The 23916-nt window shown below is 40.1% G+C and carries 21 protein-coding genes, 1 tRNA gene and 1 pseudogene; 8 read left to right on the top strand and 15 right to left on the bottom strand.

Features of this window, described 5'->3' with window-relative positions; genetic code table 11:
- Window positions 1–16 precede the first annotated feature (16 nt).
- Window positions 17–5161: an ATP-dependent helicase gene (locus OXIME_RS03510; protein WP_393972091.1), complete on the bottom strand. Its 5145-nt coding sequence runs from the start codon at window positions 5159–5161 to the stop codon at window positions 17–19.
- A gap of 100 nt (window positions 5162–5261) precedes the next feature.
- Window positions 5262–6374 (bottom strand): DUF763 domain-containing protein, encoded by a 1113-nt coding sequence (locus OXIME_RS03505; RefSeq protein ID WP_393972090.1) that lies wholly within the window; start codon window positions 6372–6374, stop codon window positions 5262–5264.
- A 45-nt stretch (window positions 6375–6419) separates the two neighbouring features.
- Between OXIME_RS03505 and OXIME_RS03500 the strand changes: the two genes are divergently transcribed.
- Window positions 6420–6722 carry a DUF2175 family protein gene (locus OXIME_RS03500; RefSeq protein WP_393972089.1) on the top strand — a complete coding sequence of 101 codons (303 nt, stop codon included), beginning with the start codon at window positions 6420–6422 and terminating at the stop codon, window positions 6720–6722.
- 237 nt (window positions 6723–6959) lie between these two features.
- Here OXIME_RS03500 and OXIME_RS03495 read toward each other — a convergent pair.
- The 5 genes and pseudogenes from OXIME_RS03495 to OXIME_RS03475 all read right to left on the bottom strand — a co-directional run.
- Window positions 6960–7109 (bottom strand): annotated as a pseudogene (locus tag OXIME_RS03495) (30S ribosomal protein S27ae); the annotation flags it as partial.
- Window positions 7109–7411, bottom strand: coding sequence for a 30S ribosomal protein S24e (locus OXIME_RS03490; RefSeq protein WP_393972088.1), 303 nt, complete (start codon window positions 7409–7411; stop codon window positions 7109–7111). The pseudogene OXIME_RS03495 and the gene OXIME_RS03490, both read right to left, overlap by 1 nt.
- A complete protein-coding gene (locus tag OXIME_RS03485; RefSeq protein WP_393972087.1) occupies window positions 7399–7911 on the bottom strand; it encodes a GTP-dependent dephospho-CoA kinase family protein in 513 nt (170 codons plus the stop codon). Before OXIME_RS03485 ends, OXIME_RS03490 begins: the two co-directional genes overlap by 13 nt.
- On the bottom strand, window positions 7889–8083 hold the full coding sequence (gene spt4 / locus OXIME_RS03480) for a transcription elongation factor subunit Spt4 (protein WP_393972086.1): 195 nt from the start codon (window positions 8081–8083) through the stop codon (window positions 7889–7891). The genes OXIME_RS03485 and spt4 overlap by 23 nt, the downstream gene beginning before the upstream one ends.
- Before the next feature lie 10 nt (window positions 8084–8093).
- Window positions 8094–8678, bottom strand: coding sequence for a DNA-directed RNA polymerase (locus tag OXIME_RS03475; RefSeq protein WP_393972085.1), 585 nt, complete (start codon window positions 8676–8678; stop codon window positions 8094–8096).
- 647 nt (window positions 8679–9325) lie between these two features.
- Between OXIME_RS03475 and OXIME_RS03470 the strand changes: the two genes are divergently transcribed.
- From OXIME_RS03470 to OXIME_RS03440, 7 genes are all read left to right on the top strand, one after another.
- On the top strand, window positions 9326–10474 hold the full coding sequence (locus tag OXIME_RS03470; RefSeq protein WP_393972084.1) for an acyl-CoA dehydrogenase family protein: 1149 nt from the start codon (window positions 9326–9328) through the stop codon (window positions 10472–10474).
- An 11-nt stretch (window positions 10475–10485) separates the two neighbouring features.
- On the top strand, window positions 10486–11493 hold the full coding sequence (locus tag OXIME_RS03465; protein WP_393972083.1) for an NMD3-related protein: 1008 nt from the start codon (window positions 10486–10488) through the stop codon (window positions 11491–11493).
- 45 nt (window positions 11494–11538) lie between these two features.
- Window positions 11539–12798, top strand: coding sequence for an arginine deiminase family protein (locus OXIME_RS03460; RefSeq protein WP_393972082.1), 1260 nt, complete (start codon window positions 11539–11541; stop codon window positions 12796–12798).
- 124 nt (window positions 12799–12922) lie between these two features.
- A complete protein-coding gene (locus OXIME_RS03455) occupies window positions 12923–13564 on the top strand; it encodes a 30S ribosomal protein S3ae (protein ID WP_393972081.1) in 642 nt (213 codons plus the stop codon).
- An 11-nt stretch (window positions 13565–13575) separates the two neighbouring features.
- Window positions 13576–13668, top strand: a tRNA-Met gene (locus OXIME_RS03450).
- A gap of 512 nt (window positions 13669–14180) precedes the next feature.
- Window positions 14181–14531 carry a hypothetical protein gene (locus OXIME_RS03445; RefSeq protein ID WP_393972080.1) on the top strand — a complete coding sequence of 117 codons (351 nt, stop codon included), beginning with the start codon at window positions 14181–14183 and terminating at the stop codon, window positions 14529–14531.
- A 15-nt stretch (window positions 14532–14546) separates the two neighbouring features.
- Window positions 14547–16541: a helicase HerA domain-containing protein gene (locus OXIME_RS03440; RefSeq protein ID WP_393972079.1), complete on the top strand. Its 1995-nt coding sequence runs from the start codon at window positions 14547–14549 to the stop codon at window positions 16539–16541.
- On the opposite strand, the gene OXIME_RS03435 is transcribed toward OXIME_RS03440, so the two are convergent.
- The 8 genes from OXIME_RS03435 to amrB all read right to left on the bottom strand — a co-directional run bounded on the left by OXIME_RS03435 (window position 16538) and on the right by amrB (window position 23888).
- Entirely contained in the window at window positions 16538–17326 is a 789-nt protein-coding gene (locus OXIME_RS03435; RefSeq protein ID WP_393972078.1) for a GNAT family N-acetyltransferase, read from the bottom strand. The two genes, OXIME_RS03440 and OXIME_RS03435, sit on opposite strands and share 4 nt — an antisense overlap.
- Window positions 17327–17427: 101 nt before the next feature.
- Window positions 17428–17673: a hypothetical protein gene (locus OXIME_RS03430; RefSeq protein ID WP_393972077.1), complete on the bottom strand. Its 246-nt coding sequence runs from the start codon at window positions 17671–17673 to the stop codon at window positions 17428–17430.
- Window positions 17666–18124, bottom strand: a complete 459-nt coding sequence (locus tag OXIME_RS03425) for a peptidylprolyl isomerase (RefSeq protein ID WP_393972076.1) — start codon at window positions 18122–18124, stop codon at window positions 17666–17668. The genes OXIME_RS03430 and OXIME_RS03425 overlap by 8 nt, the downstream gene beginning before the upstream one ends.
- A gap of 164 nt (window positions 18125–18288) precedes the next feature.
- Window positions 18289–18747 (bottom strand): HPP family protein, encoded by a 459-nt coding sequence (locus OXIME_RS03420; RefSeq protein ID WP_393972075.1) that lies wholly within the window; start codon window positions 18745–18747, stop codon window positions 18289–18291.
- Between the two features lie 35 nt (window positions 18748–18782).
- Window positions 18783–20573 carry a TIM-barrel domain-containing protein gene (locus tag OXIME_RS03415; RefSeq protein WP_393972074.1) on the bottom strand — a complete coding sequence of 597 codons (1791 nt, stop codon included), beginning with the start codon at window positions 20571–20573 and terminating at the stop codon, window positions 18783–18785.
- 101 nt (window positions 20574–20674) lie between these two features.
- Window positions 20675–22102 (bottom strand): hypothetical protein, encoded by a 1428-nt coding sequence (locus OXIME_RS03410; RefSeq protein WP_393972073.1) that lies wholly within the window; start codon window positions 22100–22102, stop codon window positions 20675–20677.
- Window positions 22092–22823, bottom strand: coding sequence for an ABC transporter ATP-binding protein (locus tag OXIME_RS03405; RefSeq protein ID WP_393972072.1), 732 nt, complete (start codon window positions 22821–22823; stop codon window positions 22092–22094). Before OXIME_RS03405 ends, OXIME_RS03410 begins: the two co-directional genes overlap by 11 nt.
- A gap of 255 nt (window positions 22824–23078) precedes the next feature.
- Window positions 23079–23888, bottom strand: coding sequence for an AmmeMemoRadiSam system protein B (gene amrB / locus OXIME_RS03400; RefSeq protein ID WP_393972071.1), 810 nt, complete (start codon window positions 23886–23888; stop codon window positions 23079–23081).
- Window positions 23889–23916 lie beyond the last annotated feature (28 nt).

Raw genomic sequence — 23916 nt, 5'->3', positions numbered from 1 at the left:
TTCAACATTATCCCCTTCAGGGAAATGAGACTGCATATCCCAGGTTATTGAATTCCTTCTTTATCTCATCCCGGTATGATCTGTCCCCTATGATCTTCCCCACAGTTAAGCTTCTGCCTGTTTTTTTCACAGAAAATGCCGCCTTGATCCCACCCTCTGTATAGTAATAATAAAGCCCGGAGGAACCGAATGTAGATTTCAAGTACTGCTTGAAGAACAGCGCCATGTAGTCTTTGGGGGATATGATCCTGGATAAGCTGTCATTTGCAGAATTAACTGAAAAATTCCGGGGTATATATATAAGTCTCCTTTCTGTTGCCATAAGCAATTGGGATATTTTTCCGGATTTCTCCATTGCTGATATGATGTCTGAAAACTGACTATCAATTTTAAACTGTAGCATGTCTTCAAGCAGACCTCTGGAAAAATAGCCAAAGTTTTTTAAAAGGGCATTGAGGAAGATTGTAAGAGCGTCATCCCTGCGGTACTTTTCAGGCACATATACATATTTTCTTGAAGAGTCTCGGGCAACAAGGTTCTTTGAAAATAGGGACTTCAGGACTTCCCTGATACCATAGAAGTCTCTTCTCAGATATGATATTATCTCCGATTCAGAGGCAGGGCCTATCTCCATGACCGACTTAAGAACCCTCTGATCCTGTTCCGTCAATTCAGCATTCCTTATTGCCCTGTACAGCGATACTGTCTCAATTGGAGCCAAAGCTGGTGATCCAAAGGGGCCGTTGAATGTGAATATGAGATTGGACTGGAAGTAGTTTTGAATCTCTGTGTTTCTGATCCCTGCATACGATGATTCTATGTCGGTTCGGAATCCAAGGATCTGATCCTTCAGAAACTGGTAGGTAAGGCGATCCGATTTTTTTCTCTGTGAAGATCTGTTGATGACTATCCTGAAAAGATCAGAAGCGGTGAGTTCAGATATTTGCATGTTGCCAAAGCATAGATTGTTGTCCACCCATCTGAAACCATGGCCATTGGATAAAGATGAAAAGGCAGGTTTGCAATTTTCAACAACTATTGCATTGGCTTCCAATCTCTTGGAGTTGACTGAAAAGTACTCCAGAATTTCATCCTTCACATCTTCCCTGTTAAGTATAAGGTTGCTTATCCATATTGCAGAATCACCCTTATCCATGAAGAAGGTGGCTATCTCCTCCCCTCTGAGTATAAATCTGGAGTTGAAGTCTGCCTCACGCATGTATATCTTCTCAAAATATATGGATGCAGGATCATTTATGTTGAGAATGACCGCGTTCTGGCCATTACTTCTGCCCGATCCACCGTAATACAGGTCATTCTTGAAGTATACAGGCTTAAGATTCAGCCCTTTAAGCGTATCCCCAGGATAGAACCAAAACCAGTGGGATATTTCCCTTGTAGATATGGGGCCATAGGCGTCTATTATTCTCTGCAATGCCTCATGCTTCTCTACTACAGGTTCAAGCCCCATAACTGGATAATACCTGTTTTCCGGCCCTTTGGAAATGCACAACTTGAATTCCAGATTCCTCAACACTTGCCTTATTGATCTGGTGTCTAGTGAAGTCCTCTGTACGAGATCTGATTCTTTCCCGTATCCTTCTCTTATGAGATTATATATCTCATTCTCCTGTTTTCCTCCGTCATCATGCCTGAGAGAATGAAGAGATTCCATTAGCCATCTTGAAATGTAGCATAGCCTGTTCTTTATTGCTTTTATATAAAGAATTTTTTTAGTCTTCAGCAGATCATCAAGATCTGAGTCCATGAAACCTGAAAACCTCGACCTGATGTTGTCTGCATTCAAGGCGTAACCGTACCTCTGGAAATATTCCTCTGTGGAATCTACAGTCCCAGTAATGGCCATGATACGATCCTTAAGTGGATTTTCTGTGCTGGTACCCAGGATATTCTCAAGATCCGATTTAATCATATACTGTTTTGAAAACACGGGAGTAATGTAATCATACACCACCAGCCCTGAATCAACCTGTGGCTGTAATGAATTTTTGATTTCATCTTCAGTAAGGGGGAGCTTGATCAGTATCTCGTCCATGGTCAGTGGCCCGAAAGAACCTATAATTTTCAGTATGGCCTCTTCCATGGTGAGGGGACCTGTATTTTCAAGATCATTGATAATATATGTGGATATTCCTGATCTGTTCTTCCTTCTCACGAGATAAGCCTGCTCCAGCCTGTTCAGTGAATTTTTAAGCATCTCGTCACTAATAGCAAGATGGTGTTTTATTTCATTGAATGTTTTTTCATTGCAATGATCAAGGACTTTTTTGTCCACCTGGTCCAGTTCTATCTCCCGCCTGAAATGATCCCTGAAAAATTTATAGTAGTCACGGTTTATCCACTGAACCCCTCTGACATAAGCACTGACAATTCTGTCCTCCTGGATTAACTTATCAGAGATATCTGTCACTGCGGTATCAGCATATGGAAACGGAGAGTTTACCCTGTTTCTAAAAGGATCAAAATAGAGGAAATGTGAAGCAAAGTCCATGTAAGTCTCTTCATCTGAAATTCGTGGTGTTTTTGCAGAAAAATAAGACTCAACAAGCTTCATGTCGTTGAAAATAAAATGGATATCCTTCTCGCCATAGATTTTATCAAGTATTTTTGACTGAAGCTCCTTGAGGAGCTTTGTGCGATCCTCCATGAGAACCATGTCAGATACACCGGCGAGGATGAGTCCATATGAGAAGGGGCTGGTTTCGGCTGAATAATCTCTTATCCTGTATCTTCCGGCTTCAATTACATTTTTAATATATTCTTTAGCATGGGGAACATCCATCATATCATTCATAATTTCATGGTAGGTCTCCTTTATTACGGGAAAATTGTCCATCTGCCCCAGAAGCTTCAGTACTTTATCGCTTCTCAGCTGCTGCCTTACAACCGAGATATCGTACCCTTTATATTTTCTCAGTACCATGAGAGACCTGGCCGCACAGTGCCTGAATCTCTGCTTGAATACCTCGGTATTCGCTATTGACCTTCTGACAATCTCCTCAAAATTATTCTCCGTAATCAGACGCGGAACTATACTTATTGGTATCTTTTTCTCAGTGGTAATCATAAAGCCGTCGTCTGTAACCGTTATTCTGGTATTAACCGAATATTTAGCGGATATGGCCTGTGCATAGGACCTTGAAAGTGCATCGTTGATTCTTCTACCCAAGGGTATATGAAAAATTATGCTGTATAAATTCTCTTTATCTATATAACCTTCAATAAATAGATTATCATCAGTGGGAACAGTGAATTTTGACTGGGAATCTATGTAAGAAATGATGCTATTTGCCCCGAACTGGTCAACATGGTAGTTCTCCTTCAGCCATGATGTCTGATCAATGCCTGTCTTGATTCTTGCCACCATTTCTTTCCTAAATTTTCCTATGAGCACACCAAGATCATAGCTTCTCGGAAGCATCTCCCCTGTCCATGAAGGCACCGTTGGGCGCATTCCGGTGGCTTCTTTCACATAGACCCGGTTTTTCGATGACCTGACATACATATACGTTTTTGCCCCCAGGACAAAAACGTCACCTTGTCTAAGTCTCTCAACAAACTTGTCGCTGAGCTGCCCAAGATTCCTACCCCTTTCACTTATAACCTGGTAATCTGCCTCCTCTGGAATTGTTCCAACATTCATGAAGTATATCATACGGCTGCTTTTTTTCTTCCCGAAAGTTCTCTCCTGATCGTCAACCCATATTTTTGAATATATGGTGCTGTCCTCTATCTTTCCAGCAAGATAATCTATTGTGGCCATGAAATCTTCCCATGGCAGTGTATGAAATGAGTAGGATTGTCTCACTAGATTGTATGACTCCTCAAGTTTCCATACCTTTTCAAGAGACATTCCAACAAGTATCTGGGAAAGTACGTCAAGTGAGTTCTCCGGAATTACAACTTTATCTATTTCCCTGTCGTAAGCAGCTTTTGTGAGAACAGATGTTTCTACAAGGTCATCTAGTTCAAAGATCAAAAAGCGCCCCTTGGAAAGTTCATTTATGCTGTGCCCGGATCGCCCTATCCTCTGAAGACCTTTGGAAACTGACTTTGGGCTTCCTATCTGCACTACAAGATCAATATATCCTATATCTATTCCAAGTTCCAGTGATGTGGAGGTAATGACACATTTTAGCTCCCCATTTTTCAGCTTCTGTTCAACGTCAAGCCTGGTCTCTTTGCCAAGGGAGGAGTGATGTGCCTCTATTTCATCAATCCCTCTCGCCTTAAGCCTCATTGCTACATGCTCTGTTCCGCTTCTGGTGTTTGTGAAAACAAGTGTTGTCTTATGTTCATTAATCAGCTTGACCAGTATGTCGTACATCCTGTCATTTGCAACCTCGTAGCTTGTCCTGGTCAGATCGTTTACGGGAGTTATTGTGCTCAGGTCCAGAAATCTCTTTGTATCCACATCTATAATGGAAAATTCCCTGGGTTTATCGCCAGTGTATCCACACAGATATGTGGCTATCTTATCAAGTGGTGCCTGAGTAGCAGAAAGGCCAATTCTTACAAATGGAGATGCAACAACAGATTCAAGCCTTTCAAGATTGACAGATAGAAGTGATCCCCTCTTTGTAGCCGATATCTCATGTATTTCATCCAGTATTACGTATTTCAGGTCCTTGAATTTCTCCCTGAATTTTGGAGCAGAAAGGGCAAGAGAGAATGATTCCGGTGTGGTAATTAGGATATGAGGCGGTTTTCTGAGCATCTTCTGACGGTCACCCTGTGAAGTGTCACCCGATCTAACTGCAACCCTTATTTTGGGAAGGTGAACATCCTGGTCCTTTGCTAATTCATATATTTCATTTAGAGGATTATTGAGGTTTTTTGTAATATCATTTGCAAGGGCTTTCAATGGACTGATATAAAGGCAATATATCTTATCCTCCAGCTTATCCTCTCTTGACATTAGGAAAAGCTCATTGAGTATTGCAAGAAAACCTGTCATGGTTTTTCCGGTTCCTGTGGGACTTGAGACGAGTACGTTCTTTTTTAGATGAATCAGAGGGATAGCCTTTGACTGTGGCTCCGTAAGCCCCTCATATTTTGAATTGAACCATTTTGCAATTATTGGGTCCAGGAACTTGAGCTGATCCTCTACTCTGAAATTTACAACGTCAGTCTCTTCCATGTCAGATTATCCTTATATTAGTGCGTATTTGTATTTAACAATATCTAGATCCATGATCTACTCCGGCAATGTCATGGCATGGGACCCTCCAGTTTAAAATCTATGTCGCACCTGTTTTAAAGGCACTGTATTTTGATAGAGATCTTGAAAGTTTATCCATTACGGCTTTCTTCTCCGGGGTACCGCTTAAAACTTCATTATAAAATTCTATTGCAAGATCATAGTCATGCGTGTTAACTGGCTTGGGGACTCCGTCCTTTCCACCCAGTGCGAAAGAATACTTTACAGGGTCTTCATATGAGGGGGATTCTCCGTAAATGACTTCAGCCAGGTAGGATAATGCCCTCAATGTTGATTTCCCAACACCTTTGAAATCCATGATGGATTGAAAGTCTGAAGGCTGATATTCATAGAGTTCTCTCATTTTGTTCCAGTCGATTCTGTAATCCATATTCAGAATCTTATGTCTATTGGTGCCTGATTCGCTGAATGAATCAATGGTGATCTGCCCTTTTTTTGCAAACGTGAAATAAAATTTTTGAGGATTTTCACGTGCCACTTCCAGCATGCCCTTCCTGTTATTTTCACTCAAAGAGGAAGATAAGTCCAGAGTATTGTTATTATTATAGAAGCCTGAAAGGCCGGATCTGCCATCGTTCAAAAAATCGTTTTTGATCTCCCAGGACCAGTGATATCTTCTGGCAAGCCGGGACTCGCTGTTTAAACCCTGCTGAATTATGGACCATCTGTTCCTAGCATCCAGTATTATGAATTGAAGATAGAGGTTGTAGCTGTCCTGGAGGAGGTTCTGATCAATTCTTGCCACCTTTTTTGAGGTGCTATAGATCCTGGGCAATTGGCTGTCATCTATGAAGCCATTAAGTTCTGCGTTCTTTAACTCATCCCTGACATTACCCATCTTACTCCCCTTTCCACCTATAATGGAAATATCACCTTTTCCGGGTGAATAGTACTCCTTTAGTGCGGAAAGCGTTGCTGTTGTGGTGCCGCTTGAATTCCAGTCAAATCCTATGGCCAGTGAGAGTGAATGAAACCAAAAGGGATCTGACATCTTCTCAAGCAGTGTCTCAGTTCCAAACTTTTCAGAAATAAGATCGCATATTATTCCACCAAGCTTAACCATCCTTCGGTAAAGATATTCTGGGGGGTGTCCGTAATGAAGGGGAAGGATGGCAGTCCCTCGTTTTTCCATTGCTAACGTACGATAGCATTTTAAATAATTAATTATTACGTAGCTATGGCAGAGTTTCAATGTTATGTTTGCAATAAGAAGGTAAAGACCGGAGAGAAATTCACTTTTACAAATTCCGGGTCGGTTCATTTTGACTGTTTTGCCTCCTCCAGAAGGAAAGAGGTAGGGCCGGAAAAGGTAGAACAGCTGAGTGTACTTGTATCGCTTCTTGATTCAGAGCTAAGGCATCTTTTGAATATACTTGATATTCAGGCTTTCAGCCCTGAGGCGAAGGAGATGCTTAAAACCAAGTACAAGGATATCGAGAAGGCCGCAGGGGAAACCACAAGAATGATTTCCAGTCTCTGATAGCATCCAGCCTTCTATTCATTTTTAATGAGGGTAATTCCATTAAAATTATATGATTTCATAAATATGAAAATGAAGTACATTTTTCAAAAATAACCATAATCCATATTTTTTATATTGATGAAAAGACCCATATTCTGGTCTGAACATTGTAAAATAAAAGACAAAAAATTATTTCTGCTGCTTCTTCTTTCCACCAGGTGTAGCCTTTTCAGTCTTTGGTTTTTCCTGTTTTGGTTCCTTTCTTATTTCAGTGTAACCACATTTTCCACATGTAAACCTGTCCGCATGTTCGGCAAGGTATACTCCTGCACCGCATCTAGGACAGGTTCTTCTTGACCTGGAAAGTTTCTCTCCTTCCATGGAGTAGATCTCCCTCTTTTGCATTATGCTTTCTCCTCCTTCGTCTTGAGATTGTTCCTGTACAATTCGTAATCGGGTTCGTAAAGCATCGCGCTCTCTCTGTCCTTGTAAATCTTCGCGTATCCCTTTAATGAGTGAACCCCGGTACCCTGGAGATTTCTATCAACGATAACAAGGTCAATCTTTGATCCTGTGTTCTTTGCCAGCATATCCCTTATACTTTCCCTCTTAGGAGTGGGTGAATTCTTGAAACTGACCGTGTATCTTATTTCAGTTCTCTTGAGCAGTTTATTTTCAACACTGCTTTCTATCTTTATTTCTGCCATTCTATATCCATCCTTTTTAATAGATCATCAATTTTTTCCTTTAACGACTGTGTCACTTCCAGGCATGCCATCCCTTTGTCTGGGATGCCGTAAGCTATCACTGTATCCAATTTTGAATAAAAAATTATTGGTATTACAGCAAGGTCCTCCTCGCCATCAACTTCGATCCTTGCCTTTTTCCCTTCCTTGAATACTTTTTCTATTGCAAGAAATAGATCATGCGTTATAACGCCAGGAGGATTGAAAACCTTAATGGAACCTTCAATATGGGGGAAAGATCCGTCATTGTTCCTCTTTGTTTTCAAATCAACCACCTGAAGAAACACTTCCACAGATGCAGAACTTAGAATCTTTGTAGTAACATCCCCTACGGAACAGATAGTTCTTCCGGAATATCTGTTTAAAACAATTTCAGGGGAACAGAACTCCCCGTTGCTTTGGGATATCTCCTCTCTTATTATATGGGAAACTATGAATTTACTGCCTGACTTTAATTGCATAGACACCTTTTTCTTTGATTCCGGCTTTGGCCGCTATAGTTGAGTTTGCCGGTTCTGCAACTATGACAAAACCAAGCCAGTCAGGTGTGGTTTTTTCCTCGGGATGGAAGGCGCAATTCTTTTCTGTAGTGATTCTTTTACATTTCTTGCATGCCCTGTATACCTGCTTCATTTAAAACACCTTAATTTTCCACTTTCTTTTTATACAGCCACTGGAGTTTCCCAAGCCCCATCTGCTTCATTGTAAAACCAATTCTGCTATCCCTTACATTGGATGAACTCAGGTTAAGGTTTACTATCTTGACTCTTACTTTATCCCCTGTTCTCAGATCCTTTTTCGTATCCTTACCTATAAGTCTCTGGTTGTCCAGATCTATATCAATCCTGTCATCCATGATCTGACTGAGGTGCAAAAGCCCTTCAAAGGGACCAAATTTGATAAACGCTCCCAGTTTGGTTATAGAGGTTATGTATCCCTCCACAATTTCCTGCATCTCAGGATAAAAAGCCAGAGCCTTGTATGATACTGTCTGGTATACACCTCCGTCCCCGTGCACTATTGCTCCATCTCCGTGGCGATTGACTTCTATAACCGACACTACAAAACATTTTCCTGAAGGCCTATCATTTTTATTTTCCTCAAAAACATCAATAAGTTTTCCCTCCAGAGATTCTCTGGTAACTTTTGCAATTGCAACGTCGTAATCATCGCCAAGCATCTCCGGCGGAATTCTCGCTGTATATTCATCCTCAACAATTATGTACATTAGAATCTACCCTTTAATTCTATGCCAATGATTATTTCCTCCACACTCAAGCCACAATGTCTGGAAGATAGAGTATAAGAATCACGGTACATAGACGGTATGTATATCGCATATTTTTAATTAAGCTTGTGCTTTTTGGACAATTTCAACTTTTAAATAATATATGCTGATTTGTTTCAAGTGGCAGTTTCTTATTATTTATTTGCAATGCGCCCCTTTATGGTTTGTTTTCAGATTCACATATAACTTCAGTTTGCAATTTCTGCACCTACCAACTATTTCTTGGCAATTTCTAGTTTGAGATTATGTCAATATCTGGTTGATAGATATTTTTTAACTGGATTCAAGTTCCTGGCATTATAGGATCCACACTGACCAGATTCATTAACAGTCATTGCTGGATGATGGGATAATATCCATCTTATACTGCATCTTTATCGCCTTGTGATTTTCCAGGGATTAAAACAGATCTTTTCCATATTTTCATGGAATCTAAGAGTCTATCCAACTGTAAATTTCTAATCTATGTCTTACAAAGAAGGCGGAAAAAAACTTAAGCTAAAACTAACAATGAAGAAAGGTTCTTGACAACTTTTTGAAAAATGTTCATTGGAAAAACATATAATGGTATACTACGATTATAACTTATGCTGGATGTTGAAACATATAACATATTCAAGGACAGTGTTAAGGAGTTTGCAAAGCGTGAAGTTTCCGGTATTGCCTCAAAAATGGATAGGGAAGATTACTTTCCTATGGATGTGTTTAAAAAAATGGGAAAAGCTGGATTCCTTGGAACAACCATTCCTGAAAAGTATGGAGGATCAGGGATGGACTATGAAAGCCAGGCAATAATCGAGGAGGAGCTTGGTTATTACTCTCCCTCGCTTGCTCTTTCTTTTGGAGCTCACAGCAACCTTTGCCTTGATAACCTTTACAGGAACGGTTCAGAGGAGATAAGAAAGAATTATGTTCCGAAGCTTGCCAGCGGAGAATGGCTTGGATCTCTCTGCCTCACCGAGCCATCGTCTGGTTCTGACGCACTTGCCATGAAAACCCACGCTGAGAAAAAAGGTGATCATTACGTTCTCAGTGGTTCAAAAACTTATATCACCAATGCACCTTATGCAGACCTCTTTCTTGTTTACGCAAGAACAGGCCAAAGTTATACCGCGTTTGTAGTTCTTTCAGATGACATGGGATTCAGCAGGGGTAAGAAGTTTGACAAAATGGGAATGAGAGGTTCCCCTACCGGAGAAATTTTCTTCGATGAAATAAAACTTGGAGAGGATAGAATTATTGGGAAATTCGGTGATGCAAAGAATATTATACTGAGTGGCCTGAATTCTGAGCGTGTAATTCTATCCTTCATTTTTACAGGTATATCCAGAAGGTCTCTAGAAATTGCCCTTGATTATGCCATAAATAGGAAACAGTTCGGTCTACCCATATCAGATTTTGAACTCATACAGGAAAAACTGGCTGTTATGTACACAAAACTACAAACAAGCAGATTACTCTGCGAGAAGTCATTAAAGACACTTGAAAAAGATAAGATGGATGCGCTTTCTGCGGCTTCAGCAATCTACTATGCGGCCGAGTGTTCAGAATATATCAGCAGGGAGGCAATCCAGATTTTAGGAGGTTTAGGTTATATCCGAGAGGGTGAGGTTGAGAGGTTTCTCAGGGATGCCATTCTTGGACAGATAGGTGCGGGGACCACCGAGATCCGAAAGAAGCTTATATCTCAAGGCCTTGTGAAAAGATATAAGGAAAAAGGCAATATTGAAGACTGAGTGTTTCAGAGATGTTGTGCATATTATGCGGAAAGGAGGAGGTTACTGAAGGAAGACTATGCAAAAACTGCATGGCATCCACAATCGATCTTTCTGTTCCTGATTTCATGGAGATCACCCAGTGCCCGAAATGCGCATCTGTAATGATAGGAAAGTCATGGTACAGGGGAGACATAGTGCCTAGAATAACCAAATCCATTGGAAAAATAATTGTACTTAACAATCCTGGATTTAGACTTGACATATCATGGGTGGGAGTCGATTTGGATAACGCCAATCTAACTGCAAATCTGAAAATTTTCAATGGTGGTACTCTGATCAAAGAAGAGAATGTTGTCATCAAACTTAAGATAACTAAAAACAGCTGTCCAACATGCAACAGAGTATCTGGTTCATATTATGAATCCATCCTTCAGGTCAGAACATTTTCCCATGAGGCGACTGAAGTAATAGGTGAGGTAGAACAGTTTGCAGTAAAGTTTATAGAATCTGCTGAGGGGTCAAACCCCACATCTTTTATATCTAAAGTGGTTTCGCAGAGGGAGGGAGTGGACATATACCTGGGGAAAAGGAGCGATGCCCTTAAACTTTCCAAAATAATAATGGACATGTACTTCAGCAACCTGAAAGTTTCAAAGTCTTTGGCAGGAATGAAAGAGGGCAGCGAGATATACAGGTATACATATTCAATCAGGATTTTCAATCTTAAACTGGGTTCAATAATTGAGAGCAAGTCTCAGAAATTTGTTATTATTGGCATACATCCCCAGACCATTTATGTTCTTGACCCCAGGGATATGAAGAAAAGAGTTCTGAAACGCGCTGATGTTTTCGACCAGGACTGGAGGATTGTGGATGCATTGGGCAACCTTAAAAAATTCATTGTTCTCTCAAGCGGCCACGGTGAGAGCGAAATAATGGACTCAGTAACTTTCAAAACCCATACTGTTAAGCTGGAGACTGAGGAAAAGGAACTGGACCTCATACAGGTTGACAACAATATAATAGTACCTCAGTGAGAAAGCCAAAATATATGAAATTCCAGCATATGCTGTAATGATTTTATGAAGATCAGATCAGAATGGGATACACTTAAGGAAGTTATGATGCACCGACCGGGCATCGAAATAGAGTATGCTATGCTATCCCCAAGACCTTTCCTGTTTGAAAGACCATTCCGGACTTCCGTTGCCATTAAGGAGCATATGAATCTGCAGGAAACATTGGAGAAGAATGGCGTTAAAGTCAGGATTCTCAAAGAAGAAGTTGTATCAAAGGCTGATGAAAACAGGGCTTTCCGTAAAGCACTGGAGGACAAGATTGTCAATATGGTTTCCTTCTATGGGTCTGTCGAATCGAGTAGGGCTGCAAAGGAACAGCTCAAAAAGAACGTCTCTATGTTTGATTCCTCAACACTGTTTTACACACTCACTCTTGAACCTTCCATTGACCTTAAAAAGGAGAATGGAAATTCTGTTGAATACCCAACAATATATTCCAATATACCCCTTGCAAACCTATATTTTATGAGAGATCAGCAGGCTGTCTCTTCAGGTGGAGTGATCATAGGCAACATGAAAAGAAGGCAGCGGATTAAAGAGCCTGACATAACAGAATTCATATTCAGAAATGCATTTGGGGAGGATAATCTTGTAAGGATATCTGGCAAGGGTCTTTTTGAAGGTGGAGATTTTATTCCGGCTGGAACCTTCTGTATCATAGGGGTTGGAACAAGGACAAATATGGAAGGTGCAATGCAGGCAATGAATTCCGGCCTTGTTAATTTTGACGAGGTATGTCTGGTGGAAAACCCGGTCTATGATTTTCTAGAAGAGGATCGGGACCCCATGGTTAATATGCATCTTGATACCTTTTTCAACATAGCTGCAGATGGTGTTGCGGTTACCTCTGTTGAACTCTGCAGGAAAGCAAAGGCAATAATTTTTGGAAAAAGTGGTAATGAATATGTTAAAACAATAGAAACCACACTCTTCGAATACCTGAAGGGAAAGAACTTTAATTTTGTAAACCTAAGCATAGCTGAGCAGATGAGTTATTCCTCTAATTTTCTAACGCTGAAAAACGGAACCATAGTTGCCGTCAACGCACCCATTGTTCTAAAGAAACTCTTAAATCTGGGGGTGTTTCCGGATAATCTACAGACTGCCATAAAACAGGAATTGACTTCTGTTGAAGAAAAGAACCTCTTTCCCTTTAGTAAACAGGTCAAGGAAAATGGGATTGAGATCATAGTTGTGAATTTAAGCGAGCTTACAGGTGGTTATGGTGGTGCACACTGCATGACTGCTGCTTTGAAAAGATGACTGCCTCAATATGCTGATTCAACCATGAAATGCAGAAATTTTAATATAAAATCTAATAGAAAGGTTTAACTTTACTTTTCCATTACCAGGGTACCACGTTTAATTCAATATTTAGAGGGATTTAATGGCGAGAGAAAAAGGTCAGAGAAAAGGCAAGGATAAATGGAAGGAGAAATCATGGTACACCATAATGTCACCGGACTATATGGGAGGAAAGGAGATAACTGTAAGCCCCAGTTCAGATGAAACATCCATGATAGGAAGGCATATTGAGGTCTCTATTGCAGATCTCACAGGTAATTTTAAAAAGTCCAATGCAAAAGTTATATTCAGAGTAGATTCCTGCCAGGGAAGTAAATGCAGTACAACTTTTATTGGCCATTCCATTAGTGACGATTATATCAAACGAATGGTGAGACGAAGAAAAGAGAGAATAGATATTATAAAAGATTTCAGACTTCAGGATGGTTTCCAGGTTGCAATCAAAATTGTTGTAGTGACAGATGGAAAGCTTACAAATACAAAAAGACTTGAAATAAGGAACACCATTGTGGAGTTTCTTAAGAGCAGGCTGGAGAACGCATCTCCATCTGACACCGCTAGGTACGTTATAGGTGATGATATCTATAGCGACATGGTATATGCAACTAGAGATGTTTATCCCATAAAGAAACTAGAGGTTAGAAAATCTGAGTTCTATACATTGGGTGAAAAAAGAACTATGACCAATGTTCAGGAAGAAGATCAGACACCTGAACAGGCATAATTTTTTTTAGGGCCGGGGTGGCTCAGTTGGTAGAGCGCCGGACTCATAAGTTATTCTATAGCTGAGAAATCCGGAGGCCTCGGGTTCAATCCCCGATCCCGGCATATTCTTTTAAATCCAATTTTATAAGCGTTCTATGGGTGCAATTTGATTTTGGAATTTACTGCCTGGCATCATATTTATGATAAGATTGCACCATCTTTTCTAGGATATTCCAGTGGTAAGATCATGGCATTCTCTTTTTTACTCTAATATGATAAATAGAATTACCATCTGAAGTTGAAACCATTTCACCCAAAATAGGTTTACGAAACTATTCTTTTATGCGGTATCTAGTGCAATAAAAAAATTTTGATATAAAAAGCAAGAGGCAAAAACAGATAGATACGAAGCGTATTACCGCAATGTTGAATTAGTGTATGGATATTGTTATAATCTGTATAAACTCACTTTAAATTTTTAATAGACCATCATATTCATACATTTCCTTTCAGGAATCCACTCTTCATTTATATCCAGTGTTTTTGTAACTGCTAGTCTCCCCTGTGAAGTAAATATTGTATTACATACAACTGGCAAAAGCCTTAATACCTTTATAATTCTTCACTCTCTGAGAATGAAAATCAGTGAAGGAGATTATTACGATCTAATAACCTACATGGCTGGTCTGTTTGGCATTAAAAAATTACCTGAAGTCTCTATTGACAAATATAGGATAAAATTTGGAAAAGCATCCCTGGTGAAATCAGCAGACACAGGTGAAGTAATGCATATTGATCGATTTCCTGAGAAACATGAGAGAGATAGAATAAAGTCCCTGTCTCTTGAAGTTTCTGGTATTACTCCGGGAAACAAGTTGAATGTCATTATTAATTGGGATTTTGTAGAGTTTACGCCTGAAGCCGATATAAAAGCTGCCAGAGAATTTCTTGAGGTTATGGATCGATCCACCTTTAGATATTTCTAGGTCAGGTTTACAGTTTTGTACCGGCATGAGGATTCTGTTGCAATCAGACCTAAGACCTTTTTTTCCAAGGGGACTGCATTATTGGGTCACACCTTCTCAGGCCATGAAGTGTACCTCTCCCAAGAGGCACTTGACAGCCACATCCTTATTCTTGGTAAAACAGGCATGGGGAAGTCAACAGTCCTGAACTCACTTTGCGAAGGCATTATTTCAAGAAAGCTTGGAAACGTCATACTCATCGATCCCCATGAAACGCTATCAAGGCGGATCTTATCGGTAATAGAAAGTGACAGAGTATATGCAGTTTCACCTTCAACTGAAATTTCAGGAAACATAAGCAAATCGCTGCATTTCAACGTTCTAAGTAATAGTGGCACCCCCGAGAGCCGTGAGGTTATTTCAGGATGGATCAGGGACCTGTTCTTTCATGAAGAGGCATTTTCCGGTGGGACTTGGGGGCCCAGACTTGAAGTAGTTTTCCGGGTTCTGCTTTCGGGATATATGGATGATGTTGAATCGCCCTCCCTTGAAGGGTTTCTGCAGTTAGTTTCTGATATGGAAAAGATGAGAGAATACCTCAAGAAGGCAAAAAATAAGGTTGTATCGGCATATTTCAGGGATCTGGCTGCCAATCAGAAATCGTGGACTGAATATATGGGAAGCACAGTAAACAAGCTTCTCCCCATTGTATCAAACAGTGCATTGCACAACCTGATTTCGGGCGAGAACCAAAACGGCACTCTGAAAACGTTTCTGGAAGGAGGAAACGGTTTTGTTCCCATAATTATGGATAGATCATCCATGTCGGAAGAAACATACAGGATGGTATCAATAATGATTCTTTCATTAATATTCAACATAATACGTTCATTCAACTCTCCATCAGATCCGGTACGCAACTATGTAGTCATAGATGAAGCACAATCGCTTCCAGCGGGAATTACTCTGCGCCTTCTGAATGAGGGAAGGAAATACGGTATCAGGCTTATTCTCTCAACACAGCACCTCAGGGGGCTGATCCAGGATGTATCCAGATCCGTTATGGCAAATGTTGGAACTTTCATCTCCTTCTCAATTTCCGGAGATGATGCACAGAGTCTTTCCGAAAACATATTTCCATTTCCATTGAACCGGAGAATTTCCGAGATAATGAAGGGACAGGGGAGGCACAGTGCACTTGTATGGAATATTTCCCCAGAAGGTTATAATGGCCCCCTCTCTTTTAGGACAGACCCACTAGAAGATATAAAGACAGATATTTCCAGAGACATAATCCGGAAATGCATATTGAAGTACGGTTCTATGAACACTGAGAAGGCAGTATTACCCAGGTCAGTTGTGCATCAGGGAATTCTTGAGAAATTCAGGGACTTTGTCATAAAGAATGACGTTAATTGGCAGGATTCAAAAAGAGTTGCAGGACACGTTCCAGACGGCATTTTTTTGTACAGGGGAACAGAGTATATAGTTGAAGTGGAAAACAGTGATCTCAACCATAAATTCAGGCTACTCCAGAAAATAGCAACTTATTCTGGAAGAAAAATAATATTTATCTGCAGGGAAGGTGGGGGTTCATCAGCACTGGAAATGATCAGGAAGCCAACTTTTGTTGGTGAGAAGAATGGGCTTATGCTGGAAATTCCCATTTTAAGCAATGAATCTGCCCTTCATTTCCGTGATATGGGTGATTTTCTCAACAATGTCATTATACTTGAATCTGATCTAAAAGGCTTTAAGTGTATTATGAACGGTAAAACCCCTCATTTTTCTATAGCAAGGCTTTCCAGCAAATTTGGATGGGGAAACTACATACCTCCCGACAGATTCTCAAACGTAAGGGCAAGGCTTTATGAAATCATGGTTAAGACTGGTATTCCATTTATTTCAAGATCATCACTTGTTAATTATCCTGATTTCAACCCTCAACTTCTATGGGAATTTTTCGCGGAATTAGGAAAGGAAACTGTTACCTATCCGGATTTACTTCTAAATTTGAAAAACAAGAGTTAAATGTTCAGCCCGATATAAGAAATCAGAATCTCATCCACTATACTGAATCCAACCTTCCTGTATGCTGTGATTGCAGCCAGATTGTCTTTCCGTACAAAAAGATATAAGACCTGCCCTTTGTTATGGCAGTAACCAACAATTGAAGCCATAAGCGACGTGGCATATCCCTTATTCCGGTAGACTGAAAGTGTCTTCACAGAACCGATAACAGCCATTTCTGGAGTACTGGTCTCAATAACTGCTCCCGATACCATGATTTTGTCAACAAAAATGCCGAAACAGGTCTGGTTTGTAAGAGTCCTGAGAAACTGATCATTCTCTTCCCTGGAGATAGATTTTCTTTCTGTTTGAAGAAACCCCCACTGATCTATATATTCTGGTCCAAGTATTCGAAAATCAATTTCCGTTTTATATTCATCTTTTCCAGTGCATAGCATTATGTGTTCCGGATACGACCTGGCATCCCTGAACCTTTCCTGCAGTTTTTTTTCCAATTCTACGGGTGTAAGTATTACAAATGTACCATCATCGAGGCTTTCTATGAACCTCTCTACAGTCTGGTGGTCTCCAAGTATCCATGTTATGCCGGAACCCGGAATTCCCCAGTAGTATAGAATGATACCTGATATATCAGAATCCTCAACCGCCACAAACATGCTAAATTTACCGGATCCTGAAAGCATGTCACCCATCAGATATACAGATTTGGGCATCTGTTTCATAAGAAAATCCATGATCTTTTGCCATTCCAGTGATCTGTAATCAATAATCTCGACTTTTTTCAACTTTGATCTGATGTAACAGCAACTGAAAACTTAAAAAATTATCTGCAATCTTAATCGGCGAAATTAGAAAAAAACTGGTAATTTAATGGACTTCCATTATTTTATTTTGCTATTTTCTTCTTAATTTCCTTTATTTCTTCCTGAAGACTCTTGTTAAGAGGATTTTTCCTCGCTTTTTCCTCCAGATCTTCAAGATTTCTCTCCAGGCTCTTCTTCTTTCTGTCCAAGTCTCTTTTGCCCAGTCCCATGTCTGTTAAAGAGCAATTGAGTATATTGAACTTTGCATAATTATCGCCCTTCTTCTCAGAAAAGAAATGAAAAATTGCAGCAGGATAATGATCAGTCAACTATCTGTGCTTTTTCTATCACAACGTTCTCAAGAGGGCGATCCTGACTGTTAGTTTTTACTTTAGATATTGCATCCACAACCTCCATCCCAGAGATTACCTTGCCGAATACAGGGTGCTTTTTGTCAAGATAGTTGTTGTTGACGAGATTGATAAAAAACTGTGATCCTCCAGTGTTTGGTCCGGCATTTGCCATGGAAATGGTTCCCCTGTCGTTTCTGTTATTTTTTGTAAACTCATCCTTTATTGAATACCCTGGACCACCCATTCCGGTTCCAGTGGGGTCTCCTCCCTGAATCATGAAATCTTGGATTACCCTGTGAAAAATAACCCCATTGTAAAAACCTTTCTCTACAAGTTTCCTAAAATTTCCTGCTGTAACCGGCATCTCCTTTTCAAACAGATCTATGGTTATTTTTCCTTTATTGGTCTCAAGCACCGCTTTCGTCATTCTTATCAAGTCCAGATTGAAACTTTATATGTAAAATTAACCATTAATAATTGGGAATGAAACGTCTTATTCATATCCGCATTTATAGAAACAAATTTTATGCATTCAGTTGCTTTCCTCCGTAATAACCCGGAATTTAATTCAGGCTAAACCTGAAAGCAATTTCATTTTACCCTTCTAACTTCCTTTTCAGCTTCATAAAATGCTTTCTTTAACACAGTGGTGAGAATAGATACAGTGGCTACTCCAATTATAATGATAATGATGCCGTAAATTCCTACCCTGTTTATGAGAAACACAATGCCTATAGCTGCAGCGGGTGGATGTTTCGCTTCAATTCCAACCAGCGTTATGGCTATAGCAGTTTCAACAACAGCTATTGAATAGAAGAGTCCAATATAAGGCACAATGAAAGTGCATAATAATCCTATGACCCCGGCAGCAAAGTAGCTTTTCACAAATTTACTGACTTTTGAGGAATTACTTTCGGGCATAAGGTACATTAGAAACGCGGATGACCCGAATGATGCAAATATAAGATACTTGGCATCTATTGATATGATGAGTAAATGTTCAGCCAGATTGAGAAGGAATATAAGAAGGGCTACCGTAAGACCAAGCATTATGGCAGGAATAATGCTCTTTTTCAGGTTTTCTCCTATTTTTTTATCCGTTTGAAAGCCCTCTTTTTTAAATAGATTGGAAACTGTTCATGGGAGGATATCCACGATCTTTCCTGCACTTTTTCCCCGGTATTGAAATCTATCCACTCCCCTTCCGGAATATAAACTTCTCTCGTGTCTTTCGCCCTGTAGACCTGTGGGGCATATATTAAGTCAGATCCAACCATGTACTCGTCTTCTATGCCAAGCGTCTCCCGGTCATGGAAATAGTGGTAGAAAAGGGGCCTTATGATAGGATGTCCAGTCAAATGGCTCTCCTCGGCAACAGATGAGAGATAATCCCTAAACCTCATCCTCATTTCAATTGCCGATTTTATACGTTTTTTGTACTTATCAGGAAGGTTGTAAAGTTCCTGGTCGTTTCCCGTTTTCACTTTGTGGTTTCTGAATATGGGAAAAAACAGTGCCATCTGGTAATACCGGGAGAGAAGTTCGTAATCAGAATAACCCATAAATCCCCCTAGATCACAACCAGCGTAGGGCATCCCGGATATGCCTAGAGACATGATCATTGCCATCTGAAGAAGAAGATCATCATAGGATGCTTCATTGTCTCCTGTCCACATAGCAGCGTATTTCTGAATTCCGGAATAACCCGATCGCGTGAGAATAAACGGTTCCTTTATATTTTCTTTCAGAGAATTATAGGTAGCCATGGCTTGGAAGTAGGAGTAGAAATTATGAACCTCTCCGTGTCTTTTTTCAACCCCGTCATCAAGTCTGTGAATAGCCTTGCCATCTATGGTTTCACTTTCAACCATCTCTCCCTTTACTGATTTAACAGAGGGCTCATTCATGTCAAGCCATATCCCTTCAATTCCAGCCTCCGAGAATCTTCTCATCTCCTCCCCCCAGATTTTCCTCGTTTCACTGTTCATGAAATCCGGGAAGGCACAGATGCCGGGCCATACGTACCCGGTGAATATTCCATGATCTCCATCTTCCACATAATGCCCCAAAAATTTCCTGAATATGTCAAAGTCCTGGTCCAACTTTATACCTGGATCAATAATTGGAATTATCCTTACACCTTTCTTGAGAGATTCTTTTACCAATTTTTCAGGTTCAGGAAACTTTTCTTTGTCCCACGTGAAGATCCTGTACCCCCGCATATAATCTATATCAAGATATAGGGCTGATAGATCAAATTCCCTGAGATAACTGTCACGGACATGTTCAACCACACTCTGAGGATAGTATGACCACCTTGAGACCTGATGGCCAAGAACCCATGAGGGCAACCTAAATGGCCTGCCTGTTATTGAGGAGTGCCACTCCATGATCTCATGGAAGGAATCTGCAGAACCCATGAATAGTTCAAAGTCCTTAACTGGAATCCTTACCCTGATACTGTTGTAATCACTCACACCAAAATCAAATGATATTTCTGACCCGCAATTAACAATGACTTCAAAAATATTGGATGATACAACAATAAAAGATGGAAATGAAGAGTATATCTCTTTCAGCTTTTTGTTGTAATTCCAGGCGTCCATGCTATAAACAGAATGAACCGACCTGTTTCTTGCCATTCTTCCCGGCTTCTCTCCAAGACCATAGATCCTATCTTCCTGTTCAAGTGATATTCTAATCTCAATTATCCCCTCTGACCTACTTATTTCAACCCTTCTGGAATGAAAATCAAAACTGCCCTTCTCGGAAAAACTTTCAAAACCTGAAACATCCTTTATGAAGCTGAGAACAGGTACAGAATCAGGATCCCTTAAAGCCAGACTTTTATCCTCCCTCCTCACCTGGAAAGCCATGTTTTGGTAATGGGTTTATACTAAATATATTCAGTCTCTATATTGAGAAACCATCTTAATATAATTTTATTTTGAATCCGTCAGCACAATGAAATTGCAAATTATACAAATCCACTTTCAATAAGCCTAAAAGCTTTCTTCCTCCACAATTTTGTTCTGGTGATTGATATCAAAGCAAAAGCAACCATCACAAGGGCGAAAATAACCCCAAAGTATGGTATGATTACAGAAATTGCAGCAATAGGAAGAAAAAGAATGGAGGGAAGAGCATTGAAGAACTGCTTTGAGTTAAACTGTTGCGTCACAAATTCCGGATCGCGAATCTGGAATACCCCAACCGAGAAGCCTATGTAAATGTAGACTACAAGAAGGCATGGTATTGGTACCAGTTCAAGGAGAGCCAGACCAAGATAAGGAAGGCCGTAAAATAGTGAGATAAATATCAGCCCGGCAGAGATTGGTGCAGTAAAGCTGATGGCCTGCAGAATTTTTCCGGTCATGAAGTATTTCATGTAAACTCCAGGATCCATTGATGTGAACGATAACCATGCCCTTTCAAGAGAGAGGGCACTCTGGCTGAATAAAATCGGTATGAACATAACAGAATATACAGATATAAATACTGAAATAAGCAGACGGGTGGATCCAGTGGTGCTGAATTTAACCAGAATAAAATTTAGAAGGATTGATATAGCTATGCCCACGATTATAACCCTGGAAATTTTTGTTGTTCCGCTCCTGCTCCTTGAGATGAATGAGGTCCTTGAATATATGGGAACCCTTGAGAAGTTGAAGGCTATTGTATTAAAAGCGACTGACCTGTTTCTGAAGCTGGATTCCTTTGGAATTTTTATGATGACATTCCCGCTTTCGTCTCTCTTCACTTTTGCAGATCCTATTACTCTTGTCTTTTCTATCTGGCTTGCTGCAAGAGTTCTAAATGCAAAGTAGGTGAAACAAAATGAAAGGATAACAACAAAAAGTGTGCCATATATAAAATGGCCAAATAGAAAAGCCATAGGTGAGTAATAGAATCCGAAAATAGGTCCTATGAACCATACTGTTATGGCAACACTAACTGCTACCCTGACTTTGATTGAGAAATCGTAAAGTGCAAGACCTATAGATGTTACGAAGAAAGTCATCAGTAGGCTGAGAATCAGCCCTAAACCCTCATCAATTCTTCCACTCTGTGTATAGGGAAGCGTGTAAAGAACCGGTATAAGGGAGGACAGTCCATAGAAAACATACTTGGACGTAAACAGGCTAAGTATAAGATCCTTCTTGGGCATAGCCGAGACGAAAAGGAAATGAACATCTGATTTCAGCAGGGGTACAGTGCTGTTAACTCCTGCCAGCAGTGTAAAAAAGGAAAAAATTGCCAGGACAACATAACGGTAGTAAACAATCTCTGCAGGCTTTATTACAAGACCTATGAAAATATTGTATGCAAGCAGAAATAAAAGGATTAGAATGAAGGCCCTGGAGTACCTTGTTATGAGTATAAGCTTGATGGTCTTAAGCAACATCTTTCATCAGCCTTGCAACAACTTCCTCGATTCTCTCGCCATTTTCTGCCATTTTCCTGAGATGGTCCATTGTACCGTTCCATGTCACCCTTCCATGCCCTATGATTATTACGTTTCTGGACAGTTTTTCAGCGATCTCCATAATATGGGTTGATACAAGATATGTTGCTTTCAGATCGTCCAGCATCTTTATTACAGAGGCCTGTGTTGGTATATCCAGATAGTTAAGAGGCTCATCCAACAGGATAACTTTAGGATGGTGCACTATGGCAAGTGCAACTGAAAGCTTCTGCCGGTTTCCCCTTGAAAGCTGCGACACCTTTGTGTATCGGTAAGGGAGGAGATCCAGCTTCTCAATTAGATCCATTGCCCTTGATTTAGGATCTTCAACGCCTCTTATGGCCCCTATATACTCAAGATTCTCCTTGAGTGTGAGATTTATGTATGGGTAAGCATCTTCCGGTAGATAGCCTATAATCCCCTTTGCTTGGTTTGTAACTGGATCGAAGCCACCTACAGTAACCTTCCCACTATCTGGCTTAAGAAGGCCCACGAGTATTTTCAGGGTGGTTGATTTTCCTGCACCATTGGGGCCTATAAGAGAATATCTTGCACCACATGGTATCTCCATGTCTATGCCGTTTAAAGCTGAAATAGAATCATATTTTTTTGTAACTTCTTTCATCTCAATGCAGATGCCGCTTTCACCATAATCATACATCTGGTACCCTCAATATTGACAGACTTGCAGTTATATAATGAATAAAGTTTTTTGCTGATCTCAATCTTTTCGATTCATTGTTCCCAATAACAAGGTCTATACAATTGCATGGAAAGTGAAAAGTTCGGTTATGCAACTGCCTATATTTCAATTTATCGTGTATCAGTAATTCTACCGCCTTGAATATCAGTTGCAAAATTAAAATGATAAGTTTTTGTCATTCTCTATGGAAGTCATTCTAAAAAAAAAATTGATTCAGTCTTTGTATGCTATCATTGAGGAATATCCAACTACAGTTTCAGTGTCCCCGTTTACCGATGCAGATGTGGAGTGATGCAGAATCTTGAACCTGCCCTTCTTAATTTTGGTATATTCCATGAGAGTAGCTATGGAACCAGAACCGCAAATGGAGATTGATTCCTTTTCAATCGACTGGTAAAACCCCCGTGTGTCAAGGTCAACTATACGCGACATGATTTCAAAATCCTTGGATTCAACTGATCTTTCGTTTTCGTAATGAGTCATGTCTGAGCTTGATACAATTATGAAATTGTCGTCAATCTCTGAAAGGCCCCTGGCAAGCCTGCCGGCGTTAACAGGACTCTGGTCACCCATTATTATAGGCACAAATGAAAATGAATTCTTAAAGAGGAATTGAAGATAGAGTAGTTGAATCTCTATTGAATACTCATCATCATTGGATTCCTCGTCGTCAATGATCCAATCGCAGCCATACATTATTTTGTTGGCCAGATCCTTGTTTATACCTGATAATCCAAGGGGTGTCATCCAGTCTCCTTTTGAGGTTATAAAAGTCCCATCTTTGTAAGAAGAGTGGTTGGTGCCGATGATGACATATTTTCTTCTCTCGCTTTTTTTAAGGGATTTGAATGAATGCATTGCTGAATAGCCTGAATAGATCAATCCGGCATGTGGAGCAATGATTCCGAGGATTTCCCCATGAACGCCGGCTTCCTGTACTCTTTTATAAAGAGAGTCCAGCATCTTTCGTAGTTCATATGGATCGGCAGGATAAAATTTTCCTGAAACTGTGGGGAATCTCATTTACCTGTAGTATACACTATATCACATA

The sequence above is a fragment of the Oxyplasma meridianum genome (genome assembly GCF_038024865.1).
GTDB lineage: Archaea > Thermoplasmatota > Thermoplasmata > Thermoplasmatales > Thermoplasmataceae > Oxyplasma > Oxyplasma meridianum.
The sequence above is the reverse complement of the archived record's forward strand: the minus strand, read 5'-3'. Positions and strand labels throughout refer to the sequence as shown.